The sequence below is a fragment of the Rhodanobacteraceae bacterium genome (genome assembly GCA_016713135.1).
GTDB lineage: Bacteria > Pseudomonadota > Gammaproteobacteria > Xanthomonadales > SZUA-5 > JADKFD01.
The window spans coordinates 131,771-145,909 of the sequence record JADJPR010000020.1 but is presented as its reverse complement, the minus strand read 5'-3'; the positions used below and the strand labels follow the sequence as shown (position 1 = coordinate 145,909).

Sequence of the window (14,139 nt, the reverse complement as noted above, 5' to 3'; positions counted from 1 at the left end):
GCATGTCACTGATCCTGGATGCGCTGAAGAAGTCGGAAGCCGAGCGTCGCCGCGGCCTTCCGCCGACGCTGCACATGCCTTATGCCACCCCGCGGCGGGCGCGGCGCGCGCCATGGGCTGCCGGCGCGGGCGCCGTGTTGCTCGCTGCCGGACTGGCCGGAGGCTGGATGTGGATGGGCCGTGGGCGCGATGCGGGCGATGTTGATGCGGGCGCGCTGCCGCCGTTGGCTGGAGTGCCCACCGCGGCGCCCGGAGACCCGTCGACGGCTCCAACCTTGCCCGCTTCCGCCGAGCCGATGCTCGCCGCCGCTGATGCGGCCGTACCCGAGGCGCCCGCAGACTTCGCCGGGACCCCGACGAACTCGCTTGGCGGCGTATCCGGCAGGGATGGCGGGGTCAGCGTCAGCGGTGGTGGATTGCCCGTTCCGCAACGGGCAGCCTTGTTCACGCCAAGCGCGGTTCCGATAGCTCCGCCAACGACGGTTGCCGCCGATCCGGTGACGCCAACCGTGACCCCGCCCGAACCGCCGGCACCGCCGGTTTCAGCTCCAGTAGTCGCGGAAGCGGGAGATCAGGCCGCCGGAGAAAAGCCGCAGACGGTGGATCCGGCGCCACCGGCCGCGGCAGGAACGGACGCCAGCCCGATGGAGATCACGGCGCCCGAGGTGGCGATGGTCGATCCTCAGGTGCTTGCGCCCGCGAAGCCGGAAGAGAAATTGCCGGACATCTACCAGTTGCCTTACGCCACGCGCAAGGAACTGCCGAAGCTCAACCTCACCATGCATGTGTACAGCCCGATCGCGGAGGAGCGCTTCATCGTCCTCAATGGCAAGCGCTACACGGTGCAATCGCCTGCGCCGGGCCCGGAACTGAGCCTGCTGGACATCGTTGCCGACGGCGCCGTGCTGGAGTTCCGCGGGCAGCGTTTCCTGCTGCCGCGCCAGACCTTCTGAGCCATGTTCGTCCGCGTCGACGAGAAGCGCCGGCGGCGCTGGCGCTGGGCGACGCCATTGCTGGTGCTGGTGTGCCTGACGATCGCCGTCTGGCAGGCCCTGCTGGCTGCGCCCGAGCGCTACGCGCTGCTGCAGAGCTGGGGCACGGTGCCGGCCGAGTTGCGCCTGGATTTCAGCGCACTTTTCGGCGGGCCGGGCCTGCGCCTGTTCAGCGCGCTGTTCGTGCACGCGGACTGGACCCATCTGTTCGGCAACCTGCTGTTCCTCGGCCTGTTCGGCGCCGGCGTCGAGCGCACCCTGGGCTCGTGGCGGATGCTGGTGCTGTTCCTGGTCGCCGGCGCCGCCGCAAACCTGTTCGCCGCGCTGATGGCGCCGCTCACCAATGCGCCAATCATCGGTTCCAGCGGCGCGGTGTCGGCACTGATCGGCGCCTACGTGTTGCTGTTTCCCACCTCCCACCTCGGCGTCATCTTGCCGCTCGGCCTGTATTTCCAGCTGGTGCGCGTGCCGGCGATCCACTTGATCGGCATCTGGCTGTTGTTCCAGGTGCTCGAAACCCTGGGTTCGCGCTCCGGCGCGATCGCCTGGTGGGCGCATGTGTTCGGTTTCGCCAACGGCCTGTTCCTGGCCTTGACCCTGCGCCCGTGGTTGTATCGGCGCGATGCGCGGATGGTGTGAGGAGAGCAGCGAAAAGTGAAAAGTAAAATGTGAAAGGAAGAGCGGAATGCGGCAATCTTGCTTCCCTTTCACTTTTCACTTTTCACCTTTTACTGTCTCCCTCGCTGCCTATGCCTGCGCGCAAGCTTTACAAGATCGTCTTCCACAACCAGGGCAAGGTGTACGAGCTTTACGCCCGCACCGTGACCAGCAGCGACCTGTGGGGTTTCACCTGCGTGTCGGGGCTGGAGTTCGGCACGCGCGAGGGCGTGCTGGTGGATCCGACGGAGGAACGTCTGCGCGAGGAGTTCGCCGACACTTGCGTGCTCCATTTGCCGATGCAGAGCATCGTGCGCATCGAGGAAGTCGCCCAGCGCGGCGCGGCCGCGATCCGCGACGGCGCCAGCGGCGAGAAGATCGTGCCTCTGCCGATGCCGCCGGTGAAGCGGTGAGTGCTGAAGCGGTGAGTGGTGAGTAGTGAGTAGCACCCGGTGTTTCTCGCTTTTCCTCGCCAGGACAGTCGACTGCAGAAAATTGTCCGTCGAACCGCGAGGAAACTCCGGCCTTTACTCACTACTCACTACTCACCACTCACCACTCACCACTTGCAGCTTCACCGGGCCCCCCAGCGCGCCAGCGCGCGCAGGATGTTCAGCGCTTCGCTCAGGACGAAGTCGCGCTTGGGGTCGCTGGCGGGGACGACGGCGGTGGTTGCCTCCGATTCGGGCTCGGCGTTGTCGCCGTTGCCGTTGCCGAGGTGGCCGGGCAGGTCGGCTTCGGAGACGCGCTCGGTGTCGCCGAGCGGGCGCAGTTCGGCAGCCTGCAGCAGGACGTCGGGCTCGATGCCCTCGGCCTGGATCGAGCGGCCGCTCGGAGTGTAGTAAAGCGCGGTGGTCAGCTTGATCGCCTCTCCGCTGGCGAGCGGCAGGACCGATTGCACTGAACCCTTGCCGAAGGTGCGCTGGCCCAGGATCAGCGCCCGACGGCGGTCCTGCAGCGCGCCGGCGACGATCTCACTGGCCGAGGCCGAACCCCCGTCGACCAGCACCACCAGCGGCGCGCCCTTGAGCACGTCGCCGGGCTGGGCCTCGAATTCGGCGCTGGACAGCGCCACGCGGCCCTTGGTGCTGACGATCACTCCAGTGTCGAGGAACAAATCGCTGACGTCGACCGCAGCGTCCAGCAGTCCGCCCGGATTGCTGCGCAGGTCCAGCACCAGCCCATCCAGCGGCTTGCCGGGTTCGATCAGCGCGGCGATGCGCTTGGCGAGCTCCTCTGCGGTGTTGGTCTGGAAAGCGGCGATGCGCACGTAGCCGAAGCCCGGCGCAAGCAGGCGCCCGCGCACCGCCGTGACATCGATCACCTCGCGCACCAGGGTCAGGTCGAAGGCCGGCTGGCCGGCGCGTATCACGGTGATCTTGACCTCGGTTCCCGCCTCGCCGCGCATGCGGTCGATCGCCACGTCCGCGTTCTCGCTCTCGACCGGGATTCCGTCGATGCGGCTGATCACATCGCCCGGCTGGATCCCGGCGCGCGCGGCCGGAGTGTCGTCGATCGGCGCGATCACGGTGAGCACGCCGGCGCGCACCTGGACTTCGATACCGAGCCCGCCGTAACGGCCGCTGGTGTCGTCGGTCAGCGCCTGCAGGTCGTCCTTGCGCAAGTAGGCGCTGTGCGGGTCCAGGTCCAGCAGCAGCCCGCGGATGGCCGATTTCATCAACTGCTCGGCACTGACCGGCTCCACATAGGAGCGCTGCACCTCGCGGAACACCGCGGTGAACACCCGGATGTCCTCGACACTGACCTCGTCGTCGGCGGCCGTTTCCGCCACCTTGTCCGCGGCGGGAGGCGCGGATTCGGCCTGCGGCGGCGCCGCGGCAGCCGGCGGCTCAGCCGCAGCAACCAGCCCCGGGCAGAGCAGGGCAAGGGCAAGGACCAGCAGCTTGCGTGGCGGCATCATGGGCGGTGTCGGTCGGGCGTGCGGATGGCGGGAGTATCGGCGAAAAGGTCACGGACCGCGGAGTCGTGAGTTTCGGGCGGAGGTTGTGGGTTGTGAGTTCTGGGTTGTGGGCGGCAGAGCCCGCACGTGGCCAGCCTGTTGGAGATCCCGGGGCGTTGAAGCAGCAGAGCCTCGGCTTGCCGGCACTTGCCGCCCACAACCCACAACCCACAACCGGCCTGATTCACCGGCCCCACCACCCGGCCGGATCCAGCGCCTGGCCGCGGTGGCGGAGTTCGAAATACAAGCCGGTGGCGCTGGCGCCGCCGGAGTCGCCGGCCAGGGCGATGGCGGCGTTGGCTTCGACCCATTCGCCCTCGGCCGCGAGCAGCGACTCGCAGCGGCCGTACAGGCTCATGTAGCCGTCGCCATGGTCGAGGATCAGGAGCAGGCCGTAGCCGCGCAGCCAGTCGGCGAAGGCGACGCGCCCGCGGGCGACGGCGCGGATCTGGGCGCCGCGCGCGGCTTCGATGCGCACCCCAGCGCTGGCGCGGCCGAGGTGCTCCTGGCCGAAACCCACCAGCACCTTGCCCGACAGTGGTCGCGGCAGCCGGCCCTTGAGCTCGGCGAAGGGTCGATCTTCCGGCAGCAGCGCGGGTACGTCGCCGATCACGTCGCGCAACTGGGCCAGCAGGCCTTCGATGTCGCTGCGGTCGCTGTCGAGCGCCTCCACCTGGGCTTCGGCCTGCGCCAGCGCGGTCTTCAGCTGCGCCAGCACATTCGCCTTGCGCCGGCGCTCCTCCTGCAGCGCCGCCAGGTTCTCCGCTTCGGCCGCGCGCACGGTGTCCAGTTCGGCGCGCGCGGTCTCGGTCTCCAGCTTGAGCGCATCCAGTGACTTGAGCAGGTCGCGCACCAGGCCGATGCGCGACAGGCGTACCTGCTGCAATTGCGCCTGGTAGGCCAGCAGGCGCCCGGTGTCGGCCAACTGGTCCTGTGCCAGTACCAGTTTCAGGGTGTCCAGCCGCCCCAGCGCGTAGGTCGAGCGCAGCAGGGCCGCGAGCGATTCCTTCTGCGCCGACAGCTGGGTCTCCTGGCTGGCGCGCTCGGCGATCAGCTCGGTCAGCTTCGCTTCCAGCGCGGCGGCCTCATCGGCCAACTGGCGCAGCGTACGGTTGCGCTCGGCGATCTGGTTCTCGACCTTGCGCAGTTCCGTGAGCGAGCGATTCACCGCCGTCTCGCGCTCGCCACGAGTGCGCTCGGCGGCTGCCAGGTCCTCGCGCACCTTGGCCAGGCGCGCAACCAGGTTGGCCTCGTCCGCGTCGGCTGACGTCGGCGTGCTCGCTGCCACGGGGGCGGCTGTCTCCTGCGCCAGGACCGACAGACCGACCGACAGCAGGATCGCGAGCAGCGCCGAGCGCATGGTTCAGGCGCCCTCGCGCAGTTCGACCAGCGGGCGCCCGGTCATCTCGACCGGTTGCGGCAGGCCCATCAGGGCGAGCACGGTCGGGGCGATGTCGCGCAGGGCGCCGCATTCGCGCAGCGCGGCCGGGCGGCCGACATAGACCAGCGGCACCGGATTGGTCGAATGCTGGGTGTTCGCTTGGCCGCTGGCCTCATCCCACATGTCTTCCAGGTTGCCGTGGTCGGCGGTGATCAGCATTTCGCCACCGGCTGCCAGCACCGCCGTCTCCAGCGCGCCGAGCGCCGCGTCCACCGCCTCGACCGCCTTGATCGCGGCGCCGAGGTCCCCGGTGTGGCCGACCATGTCCGGGTTGGCCAGGTTGCAGACGATGAAATCGAAGCGCCGGCTGGCGATCGCGGCGACCAGCTTCGCGGTGACCTCGGGGCAGCTCATCTCCGGCTGCAGATCGTAGGTGGCGACCTTCGGCGAGGGCACCAGGATGCGTTCCTCGCCCGGATAGGGTGCCTCGCGGCCGCCGGAGAAGAAGAAGGTGACGTGCGCGTATTTCTCGGTCTCGGCGATGCGTAACTGGGCCATCCCGGCATCGGCCAGCACCTCGGGCAGGGTGTGGGCCATGCTTTGCGGCGGGAAGGCAACGGTGGTCGCCAGGTCCGCCGCGTATTCGGTCAGGCTGACGAACTGCGCCAGGCGCGGCCGGCGCGGCGCGGCGAAGCCGGCGAAGTCCGCGCGCACGAAGGCGGCGGTCAGCTGGCGCGCGCGGTCGGCGCGGAAGTTCATGAACACCACGACGTCGCCGTCCTCGATCCGGCAGCCGCCGCCGATGGTGCACGGCTGGACGAATTCGTCGTTCTCGCCGCGGGCATAGGCGGCGGCCAGCGCGCTGGCGGCGTCGGCGTAATCGAAGGCCGCATCGGCATCGACCATCGCGCGCCAGGCGCGCTCGACCCGGTCCCAGCGCTGGTCGCGATCCATGCCGAAATAGCGCCCGCCGACACTGGCGATGCGCGCGTCGGGCAGGCCGGCGCAGGTGGCGGCGAGCCGGTCGATCGACGGCGCCGCGCTGCGCGGCGGGGTGTCGCGGCCGTCGAGGAAGGCATGCACGGCGATGCGTGCGCCGTGCCCGGCCGCCATCCCCAGCAGCGCCAGGATCTGGTCCTCGTGACTGTGCACGCCGCCGGGAGACAGAAGTCCGAGCACATGCAAGGTGCGCCCACTGGCAGCCGCCGCCCGCGCAGCGCCAGCGAGCGCCGGATTGCTGGCGAAGCTGCCGTCGGCGATGGCCGCATCCACCCGCGTCAGGTCCTGGTAGACGATCCGCCCGGCGCCGAGATTCATGTGCCCGACTTCGGAATTGCCCATTTGCCCGTCCGGCAGGCCCACTGCCAGGCCATCCGTGCGCAGTTGCGTGCCCGGCCATTGCGCGCGGATACGCCGCCAGTTCGGGCACTTGGCCTGGCTGATCGCATTGTCCTCCGCCGGCGGCGCATCGCCCCAGCCGTCGAGGATCAGCAGCAGGATGGGCTTCGGTCGCATCGGGCCTCTCGGGTGGATTGGGGAGGCAATGGTAGCGTCGTTGCCCGGGAAGCGGGGGGAGGTGAAGCGGGGGAGGGTACCTGTTGGGCGGTGATTCTGTGGCGGGTCGCGGTGCGCTGGACAATATGCATCTCTGTTTTTCCGGAGCCAGCAGTCGGTCCCCTGCCCCCCGCCCCGCTTCACCTCCCCCGCTCTTCTTTCCCCGCCGTCGCCAACTTTTCCACCCGTGTACGCCCGCTCACGTTGCCCCTGGTCCGGCCGGGCGGGTAAACTCCGCCGGTTTTCCGACATGCAAGGCCTTCCAGTTCACGTGAACGTGCCGGTCAGCGAACAGGAGCTGGGCGGGGCGGTGGAGATCGTCGCGCGGCCCAACCGGTCCGCCGATCCCGCCACGCTGGTTGCTGTGTTCGCCGGGCTGTCGGTTGCGGTGTTGCTGGTCTCGCTGATCGGCTACATGCAGGGCAATGTGCTGGCGCCTCTGTTCGCGCTGCTCGATGTGCTACTGGTGGGGGTATCCTTGGCGCTGGTCTGGCGCCGCGGTGCTGATCACGACCGGATCCGCCTGGCGGCCGATGAAGTGGCGATCGAGCACCAACGGGGCCAGACGGTGCGGCGCGCGGTGTACCAGACCGGCTGGGTTCGGGTATGGGCCGAGCATGACGAGCGCCGCGGCCGCCACTGCGTGTACCTGGGTTCGCACGGCCGTCGCACCGAGGTAGGTAGCTTCCTGATCGACGCCGAGCGCGCCCGTCTGGAGAGCTTGATCAAGATGCGGCTGGGCCAGGCACGCCTGGTACCCGGCCTCGGGACAATCGAAAACGCGGCAAGAGGACACACGGCATGAAGCGGCAACTTGGGCAAATCGCCTGTACCGGACTGGCGCTGCTCGTTTCGACGAGCCTGATGGCCAATCCGGAACCCTGGCAGCTCAACATGACTCCAGGCGTCACCTCGACCAGCCAGGATGTCTACCACCTGCACATGCTGATCCTGTGGATCTGCGTGGCGATCGGCGTCGTGGTGTTCGGCGCGATGTTCTACGCCATGTTCAAGTTCCGCAAATCCCAGGGTGCGGTGGCGGCGAAGTTCAGCCACAACACCACGGCCGAGATCATCTGGACCGTGATCCCGGTACTGATCCTGCTCGGCATGGCCTGGCCGGCGACCAAGACCCTGGTCAAGATGGACGACACCGGCAACGCCGAGCTGACCGTCAAGATCACCGGCTACCAGTGGAAATGGCGCTACGAGTACCTCGGCGAGGACGTCAAGTTCATGTCCTCGCTGGCGCGCGCCGCCGACGAGGCGCGCCAGGTGGGTTCGGGCATCGATCCGAACTCGGTTGAGAACTACCTGCTGGACGTCGATCGCCCGCTGGTGATCCCGACCGGCACCAAGGTGCGCTTCGTGATCACTGCCGACGACGTGATCCACGCCTGGTGGGTGCCGTCGCTGGGTTGGAAGCAGGATGCGATCCCGGGCTTCATCAACGAGGCCTGGACCCAGGTGGATGAGCCCGGCGTGTACCGCGGCCAGTGCGCCGAGCTGTGCGGCAAGGACCACGGCTTCATGCCGATCGTGGTCGTCGCCAAGCCGCGCGCCGAGTTCGATGCCTGGCTGGCCGAGCAGAAGGCCGCCAACGCGCCGGCCGGTACCGTGGCGCAGAGCGCCCCGGTCACGCCGCCGGCCATCTGATCGCACTCGTCCACGTCCCCATTTCGCTACACCGGAGAATCCAGCCATGGCCCACCACGGCGATCAGACCCACGACACCCACGCGGGTCATGACGATCATGACCACAAGCCCAGCGGCTTCTTCGATCGCTGGTTCTGCGGCACCAACCACAAGGACATCGGTACCTTGTACCTGGTGTTCTCGCTGGTGATGTTCTTCATCGGCGGCGCGATGGCCCTGGTCATCCGCGCCGAGCTGTTCCAGCCCGGCATGCAACTGGTCGAGCCGGACTTCTTCAACTCGATGACCACGATGCACGCGCTGGTGATGATCTTCGGCGCGGTGATGCCGGCCTTCGTCGGCCTGGCCAACTGGATGGTTCCGATGATGATCGGCGCGCCCGACATGGCGCTGCCGCGCATGAACAACTGGTCCTTCTGGATCATGCCGTTCGCGTTCATGCTGCTGCTGTCCACCCTGTTCATGGAAGGCGGCGGCCCGGCGGGCGGCTGGACCCTGTATCCGCCGCTGTCGCTGCAGGGCGGCAACAACGTGGCCTTCGTGATCTTCGCGGTGCACATGATGGGCATCAGCTCGATCATGGGCGCGATCAACATCATCGCCACCATCCTCAACATGCGCGCGCCGGGCATGGACCTGCTGAAGATGCCGGTGTTCGTGTGGACCTGGCTGATCACCGCCTTCCTGCTGATCGCGGTGATGCCGGTGCTGGCGGGCTCGGTCACCATGCTGCTGACCGACAAGTACTTCGGCACCAGCTTCTTCAATGCGGCCGGCGGCGGCGACCCGGTGATGTTCCAGCACATCTTCTGGTTCTTCGGCCACCCCGAGGTCTACATCATGATCCTGCCGGCCTTCGGCGTGGCTTCGGAGATCATCCCGACCTTCGCGCGCAAGCCGCTGTTCGGCTACCAGGCGATGGTCTACGCCACCGCCTCGATCGCCTTCCTGTCCTTCATCGTGTGGGCGCACCACATGTTCACCGTCGGCATGCCGCTTGGCGGGAAGATCTTCTTCATGTACGCGACGATGCTGATCGCGATCCCGACCGGCGTGAAGGTGTTCAACTGGGTGGCGACCATGTGGCGCGGCTCGATGACCTTCGAGACGCCGATGCTGTTCGCGATCGGCTTCGTGATCCTGTTCACCATCGGCGGCTTCTCCGGCCTGATGCTGGCCATCGTGCCGGCGGACTTCCAGTACCACGACACCTACTTCGTGGTCGCGCACTTCCACTACGTGCTGGTCACCGGCGCGATCTTCTCGATCATCGCCGCGGTCTACTACTGGCTGCCGAAGTGGACCGGCCGGATGTACAACGAGACGCTCGGCAAGGCCCACTTCTGGCTGTCGACGATCACCGTCAACATCCTGTTCTTCCCGCAGCACTTCCTGGGCCTGGCCGGCATGCCGCGCCGCATCCCGGACTACAACGTGGCCTTCGCCGACTTCAACATGATCTCGTCGATCGGCGGTTTCGCCTTCGGCCTGACCCAGCTGCTGTTTGCCTGGATCGTCATCGACACCTGCCTGCTCAAGCGCGGCCAGAAGGCCAGCGGTGGCGTGTGGGAAGGCGCCAAGGGCCTGGAATGGACGCTGCCGTCGCCGGCGCCGTACCACTCGTTCGCCACGCCGCCGAAGATCGACGACAAGATGCTGGCCCATGGTGATGTGAGCCACTGATGAGCCAGGGTTCCATGCATCGCGACCGCCGTCCGGCCGTGCGCCGGACGGTGTTCGTGCTCGGTACCATCGCCGTGCTGCTGTACGGCCTGTTCTTCGCGCGCGCCCGTTTGCTGTCATGAGCGCGGCGCCACGGGATCATCGCGGACTGGTCAAGCGCATCCTCTGGGCTTGCGGCGGGTCGTTCCTGTTCTGCTTCGCGCTGATCCCGCTGTATTCGATTTATTGCGAGATCACCGGCGTCAACGGCAAGACCGGCGTGGCCAGCGTGCCGGACGCCGCCGCGGTCGATCTCTCGCGCACCGTCGAGGTCCAGTTCGACGCGTCGGTGAAAGCTGGTTTGCCCTGGGCGTTCAAGCCCAAGGCGAGCAGCATCCGGGTCCACCCCGGGCAGGTGACCGAGGTGCTGTTCGAGGCGACCAACCTCGGCGGCGACGACCTGGTCGGCCAGGCCGTGCCCAGCGTGGCGCCCAACCGTGCGTCCATCTACTTCAACAAGACCGAGTGCTTCTGCTTCACCGAGCAGACCCTGAAGGCGGGTGAGACGCGCGACATGCCGGTGCGCTTCGTGGTGGACCCGGCGCTGCCGGGCAATGTCACCGTGATGACGCTTTCCTACACTTTCTATCTCAATGACATCGCCACCGGACGTCTGGCGCAGCATGCCGCGCTGCCCAATAATCCGGGCTCATGAATTTCACGGGCGTCCGCGCCCTTCGTGACACGTACTGACGGGGATTCCTCATGGCCGCACAAAGCTCCGGCGCCTATTACGTACCTCATGGCAGCAAGTGGCCGATCATCGGATCGGTCGCGCTGTTCCTGCTGCTCGGCGGCTCGGCGTCGCTGGTCAACGGGGACTCCAGCTTCGGCATGGCCAAGTTCGCCATCGGCTTCGCCCTGCTCATGGTGATGCTGTTCGGCTGGTTCGGCACGGTGATCAAGGAGAGCATCAGCGGGATGTACAACGCCCAGGTGGACGTTTCCTTCCGCATGGGCATGGTGTGGTTCATCTTCTCCGAGGTGATGTTCTTCGCCGCCTTCTTCGGCGCGCTGTTCTACGTCCGCATGTTCTCGGTGCCGTGGCTGGGCGGCGAGGGCGATGGCTTCTCCACCAATGCGTTGCTGCATCCGGGCTTTGAGGCGGTGTGGCCGACCAACGGCCCCGGCGCTGTCGGCGGAGCCTTCGAGACCATCCCGGCCTGGGGCCTGCCGCTGCTCAACACGCTGATCCTGCTGACCTCCGGCTTCACCATCACGATGGCCCATTGGGCGTTGAAGGTGGGCCAGCGCAAGGCACTCGTCTGGTGGATGTGGGCGACGGTGGCGCTGGGCTGCCTGTTCCTCTACTTCCAGGCGGTCGAGTACATCCACGCCTACCACGAACTCGGCCTGACCCTGGGATCGGGCGTCTACGGCAGCACCTTCTTCATGCTGACCGGCTTCCACGGCATGCACGTGACGCTCGGCACGATCATGCTGATCATCATCACGCTGCGCTGCATGTCCGGCCACTTCACCAAGGACAATCACTTCGCTTTCGAGGCGGTGGCCTGGTACTGGCACTTCGTCGACGTGGTCTGGCTCGGCCTGTTCGTGTTCGTCTACGTGCTCTGAGCCGGGGCGTCATCCGGATCACCGAAGAAGCCGCCGCGAGGCGGCTTTTTCGTGTCCGGCCTTGGCGCGAGACATCCCGTGTGACCTCGTCGCGCGTCCGGACCGGAAGATCCAGTCCGCAAAGGACGCAAAGGACGCAAAGGACAGCAACGACACAGGCACAAGGGCACCCAGTCATCGAATCGGAAGAGCGCGCTGCCGCCGCAGCTTCCGCTGCCCTCGCTCTCTTTGCGTCCTTTGCGTTCTTTGCGGATAAAAAAGCAGCGCGGAACAGCGCGACAGTCCGGCCGCGGAAGCGCTCACCGATCGCCGCGACTCAGCGTTCCGCGTCGGCCTCGGCCGCCGCCTCGTCCGCGGCGTCGAACACGCTCTGTGCGTCGGTGTAGTACTGCTCGGCCGAGCGGCCGGTGCGTAGCGCGGCGAACGGTGGTTTCAGCTTGCCGGCGAAACTCGGCTCGCTGCTGAACTGGTCGTCGCCGGCGCCGGGCAGCAGTCCCAGGGACAGGATCGCCGCGCCCACCAGCGCGGCGGGCAGCACCAGCCGCCCCGCACTGCCGCGCGAGATCAGCCGCAGATGGCCGAATACCACCGCCGCCGCCAGCAGTGCGCCACTGAGGCTGGAGTAGGCAGACAACAGTTGGTCGCTCGCCATCGCAAACGCGGCGTAGCCGCCAATGGTATCCAGCAGGCTGCCGGCGATCACTCCGAATCCAGCGATGGCCAGGTGCCCGAAATAGTGGAAGCGATGCGCGACCACGCGGTTGACCAGGCTCCAGGCCAGCGCCCACAGCGCCAGCACGATCAGTGCCGGGGCCGCCGAGCCGAGCAGCACGCCGGCGCGCAGGGACTGGCTGCTGCCGATGATCTGTTCGACCAGCACCGCCACCAGGCTGCCACCGAAGGCAGCGGCGGCGAAGCGAATGCGGTCCAGCCCCAGCCAGCGGGAGCCGGCGAGCGGATCGGGCAGGGTGGCCGGCAGTGCTTCATCCGCCGGCCGGAAGCGCAAGTGCGTATGACCCAGGCGGATCTCGGCGGCGCCGGTCAGCGGGATGCGCTCCACCCGCTCGCGCGCACCCCCGGTGAAGCTGCCATTGAGGCTGGCAGCATCCACCCATTCGAGGGTGTCCTCGCCGCGGATCTCGGCGTGATGCGGACAGACGTAGGGATCGTCGATGACCAGATCGCTGTCGAGCGCGCGCCCGATGCGGAAGGGCAGCGCCTCGATCCGCGTGCGCGACTGCACATGCCCGCTGCGATCGACGACCTCAAGGACTCCGCGGAAGCTCATGGCCGCTCCCAGCGGATGCCGTCGACGAAGCGACGCGCGAAGCGCATCCCCTGTTCGCGGTCGACTCCGGTCAGGATCAGGGTCGATTGCAGCGAGCGCAGGTTGTCGTCCAGGGTGACTTGCCGTTGCACCAGGTCGTAAAGGCCCTCGAACTCGCGGTAGCGCCGCACGCACAGCACCAGCTTGCGTTTGATCCCGGACTCGTCGAGGAAATCGCTGTGGCACTGGAAATCGGTGACCGTGCTGCGGTCGCCGCCAAGCTCGCCGTAGAAGCTGGCGAAGCTGTGCTCCATCTGGGTCCAGAAGCGCAGCAGCCCGATCCTGCGGGCACTGCGCAGCTCATGTTCGTAGCGGATGGCGCCGGTGGTCAGGTCGCCCGACAGGAACACGTCGTCCTCGCTCTGGCAGCTGAGTTCGGTGTGGTCAAACAGGCGCTCCTGATCCTGCTCGGTCTGGCTCCAGCAGCTGACGAAGCGCGCGATCGCCGCGGGCACCTGGTATCCGCCGAGCGAGACCGTGGCGAATGGCGCCTGCATCAGCTCGCCGAGATAGCGCGCCTGGTTCCCGCGCAGCTGCGCCCCGATCCGGTCCATCAGTTCGCCACGTGTGGCGGCTTCGTCGCGCAGCAGCAGGTCGATGACATGCCGCGCGGGCACCAGGAAGCTGACCTGGTTGCCGGCGGTTGCGACATTCACGCCAATCACATTGCCGTTGCGGTCGATGGCAGGCCCGCCGCTCATGCCCGGGTTGATCGATGCGGTCAGGTGGATGCGCTCGTACAGCGACTTCTCCAGCAGGCCGTTGTAGGTGCCCTCGACGATGGTGAGCCCCAGGTCGTAGGGGAAGCCGAGCGAAAAGATGCGCTCACCCATCTTCGGCAGGTTGCTCTCGACAGCGAGGAACTTGCGTCCGGCAAGATCGCGCGACTGCATGACGGCGAGATCGTGCACCACATCGACATCGAGCAGTTCCAGTGCGCCGCTGCTGCCGTCGCTGCCGTGCCACTCGGCGCGGTGGTCGTCCGGGTGGTGAACGAAGTCCGCGACCACGTGGAAATTGGTCACCAGGCGCCCGTCGTCACTGACCATGAAGCCCGAGCCGATGGATCGCTTGGCCCCGCCGCGCGCATCGATGATGCGCACCTGGACGACGCTGTCCTGGTGCCGGGTATAGACGTCCTCGGTGGTCCATTCCTCGGCAGCTGCCAATGGAATGCACAGCATCAGGCCGAGCCACAGGCGAAACAGGAACATGGACGTTGCGAACCGGCGGGGACGGAGCGTGCCGCAGCAGGTGCGCAAGCGACACCCGATCGAGTATGCCAGACCCGCTGGCCGCCGCCAGACCGAT

Annotated in this window: 13 protein-coding genes; 8 read left to right on the top strand and 5 right to left on the bottom strand. The window is 67.3% G+C overall.

Translation table 11 applies throughout. The features are described 5' to 3' along the window. Window positions 1-2: 2 nt before the first annotated feature. The 3 genes from IPK27_15520 (at window position 3) to IPK27_15510 (ending at window position 2,062) form a co-directional block, all read left to right on the top strand. Window positions 3-953 (top strand): general secretion pathway protein GspB, encoded by a 951-nt coding sequence (locus IPK27_15520; protein ID MBK8068972.1) that lies wholly within the window; start codon window positions 3-5, stop codon window positions 951-953. A 3-nt stretch (window positions 954-956) separates the two neighbouring features. Beyond that, window positions 957-1,631 (top strand): rhomboid family intramembrane serine protease, encoded by a 675-nt coding sequence (locus IPK27_15515; protein ID MBK8068971.1) that lies wholly within the window; start codon window positions 957-959, stop codon window positions 1,629-1,631. A gap of 110 nt (window positions 1,632-1,741) precedes the next feature. After that, a complete protein-coding gene (locus IPK27_15510) occupies window positions 1,742-2,062 on the top strand; it encodes a DUF1820 family protein (protein ID MBK8068970.1) in 321 nt (106 codons plus the stop codon). Between the two features lie 161 nt (window positions 2,063-2,223). Here the strand turns inward: IPK27_15510 and IPK27_15505 are convergent, their stop codons facing one another. The 3 genes from IPK27_15505 to IPK27_15495 all read right to left on the bottom strand — a co-directional run bounded on the left by IPK27_15505 (window position 2,224) and on the right by IPK27_15495 (window position 6,505). Next, entirely contained in the window at window positions 2,224-3,570 is a 1,347-nt protein-coding gene (locus IPK27_15505) for a S41 family peptidase (GenBank protein ID MBK8068969.1), read from the bottom strand. A gap of 223 nt (window positions 3,571-3,793) precedes the next feature. Then, window positions 3,794-4,969 carry a peptidoglycan DD-metalloendopeptidase family protein gene (locus IPK27_15500; GenBank protein MBK8068968.1) on the bottom strand — a complete coding sequence of 392 codons (1,176 nt, stop codon included), beginning with the start codon at window positions 4,967-4,969 and terminating at the stop codon, window positions 3,794-3,796. Window positions 4,970-4,972: 3 nt separating this feature from the next. Continuing rightward, window positions 4,973-6,505, bottom strand: a complete 1,533-nt coding sequence (locus tag IPK27_15495) for a 2,3-bisphosphoglycerate-independent phosphoglycerate mutase (protein MBK8068967.1) — start codon at window positions 6,503-6,505, stop codon at window positions 4,973-4,975. 310 nt (window positions 6,506-6,815) lie between these two features. On the opposite strand from IPK27_15495, the gene IPK27_15490 reads away from it, so the two are divergent. The 5 genes from IPK27_15490 (at window position 6,816) to IPK27_15470 (ending at window position 11,501) form a co-directional block, all read left to right on the top strand. Next, the gene (locus IPK27_15490) at window positions 6,816-7,349 is read left to right on the top strand and encodes a DUF2244 domain-containing protein (protein ID MBK8068966.1); all 534 of its coding nucleotides are present in this window, start codon (window positions 6,816-6,818) and stop codon (window positions 7,347-7,349) included. Beyond that, complete coding sequence (gene coxB / locus IPK27_15485) at window positions 7,346-8,200, top strand: cytochrome c oxidase subunit II (protein ID MBK8068965.1); 855 nt, start codon at window positions 7,346-7,348, stop codon at window positions 8,198-8,200. The genes IPK27_15490 and coxB overlap by 4 nt, the downstream gene beginning before the upstream one ends. Before the next feature lie 46 nt (window positions 8,201-8,246). Continuing rightward, complete coding sequence (gene ctaD, locus IPK27_15480; GenBank protein ID MBK8068964.1) at window positions 8,247-9,884, top strand: cytochrome c oxidase subunit I; 1,638 nt, start codon at window positions 8,247-8,249, stop codon at window positions 9,882-9,884. A 118-nt stretch (window positions 9,885-10,002) separates the two neighbouring features. Beyond that, a complete protein-coding gene (locus tag IPK27_15475; GenBank protein MBK8068963.1) occupies window positions 10,003-10,578 on the top strand; it encodes a cytochrome c oxidase assembly protein in 576 nt (191 codons plus the stop codon). 50 nt (window positions 10,579-10,628) lie between these two features. Beyond that, on the top strand, window positions 10,629-11,501 hold the full coding sequence (locus IPK27_15470; protein MBK8068962.1) for a cytochrome c oxidase subunit 3: 873 nt from the start codon (window positions 10,629-10,631) through the stop codon (window positions 11,499-11,501). 316 nt (window positions 11,502-11,817) lie between these two features. Here IPK27_15470 and IPK27_15465 read toward each other — a convergent pair whose 3' ends face one another. Together IPK27_15465 and IPK27_15460 are read right to left on the bottom strand one after the other, a co-directional pair. After that, entirely contained in the window at window positions 11,818-12,789 is a 972-nt protein-coding gene (locus IPK27_15465) for an FHA domain-containing protein (protein ID MBK8068961.1), read from the bottom strand. After that, window positions 12,786-14,042, bottom strand: coding sequence for a trypsin-like peptidase domain-containing protein (locus IPK27_15460; protein MBK8068960.1), 1,257 nt, complete (start codon window positions 14,040-14,042; stop codon window positions 12,786-12,788). The genes IPK27_15465 and IPK27_15460 overlap by 4 nt, the downstream gene beginning before the upstream one ends. Window positions 14,043-14,139: the final 97 nt, after the last annotated feature.

Excerpts from the sequence above, each read along its gene's own strand:
- IPK27_15510 (MBK8068970.1), top strand. The coding sequence starts at position 1,742 with ATGCCTGCGCGCAAGCTTTACAAGATCGTCTTCCACAACCAGGGCAAG.
- IPK27_15495 (MBK8068967.1), bottom strand. The coding sequence starts at position 6,505 with ATGCGACCGAAGCCCATCCTGCTGCTGATCCTCGACGGCTGGGGCGAT.
- coxB (MBK8068965.1), top strand. The coding sequence starts at position 7,346 with ATGAAGCGGCAACTTGGGCAAATCGCCTGTACCGGACTGGCGCTGCTC.
- IPK27_15465 (MBK8068961.1), bottom strand. The coding sequence starts at position 12,789 with ATGAGCTTCCGCGGAGTCCTTGAGGTCGTCGATCGCAGCGGGCATGTG.
- IPK27_15470 (MBK8068962.1), top strand. The coding sequence starts at position 10,629 with ATGGCCGCACAAAGCTCCGGCGCCTATTACGTACCTCATGGCAGCAAG.
- IPK27_15520 (MBK8068972.1), top strand. The coding sequence starts at position 3 with ATGTCACTGATCCTGGATGCGCTGAAGAAGTCGGAAGCCGAGCGTCGC.
- IPK27_15475 (MBK8068963.1), top strand. The coding sequence starts at position 10,003 with ATGAGCGCGGCGCCACGGGATCATCGCGGACTGGTCAAGCGCATCCTC.
- IPK27_15500 (MBK8068968.1), bottom strand. The coding sequence starts at position 4,969 with ATGCGCTCGGCGCTGCTCGCGATCCTGCTGTCGGTCGGTCTGTCGGTC.
- IPK27_15515 (MBK8068971.1), top strand. The coding sequence starts at position 957 with ATGTTCGTCCGCGTCGACGAGAAGCGCCGGCGGCGCTGGCGCTGGGCG.
- IPK27_15460 (MBK8068960.1), bottom strand. The coding sequence starts at position 14,042 with ATGTTCCTGTTTCGCCTGTGGCTCGGCCTGATGCTGTGCATTCCATTG.
- ctaD (MBK8068964.1), top strand. The coding sequence starts at position 8,247 with ATGGCCCACCACGGCGATCAGACCCACGACACCCACGCGGGTCATGAC.
- IPK27_15505 (MBK8068969.1), bottom strand. The coding sequence starts at position 3,570 with ATGATGCCGCCACGCAAGCTGCTGGTCCTTGCCCTTGCCCTGCTCTGC.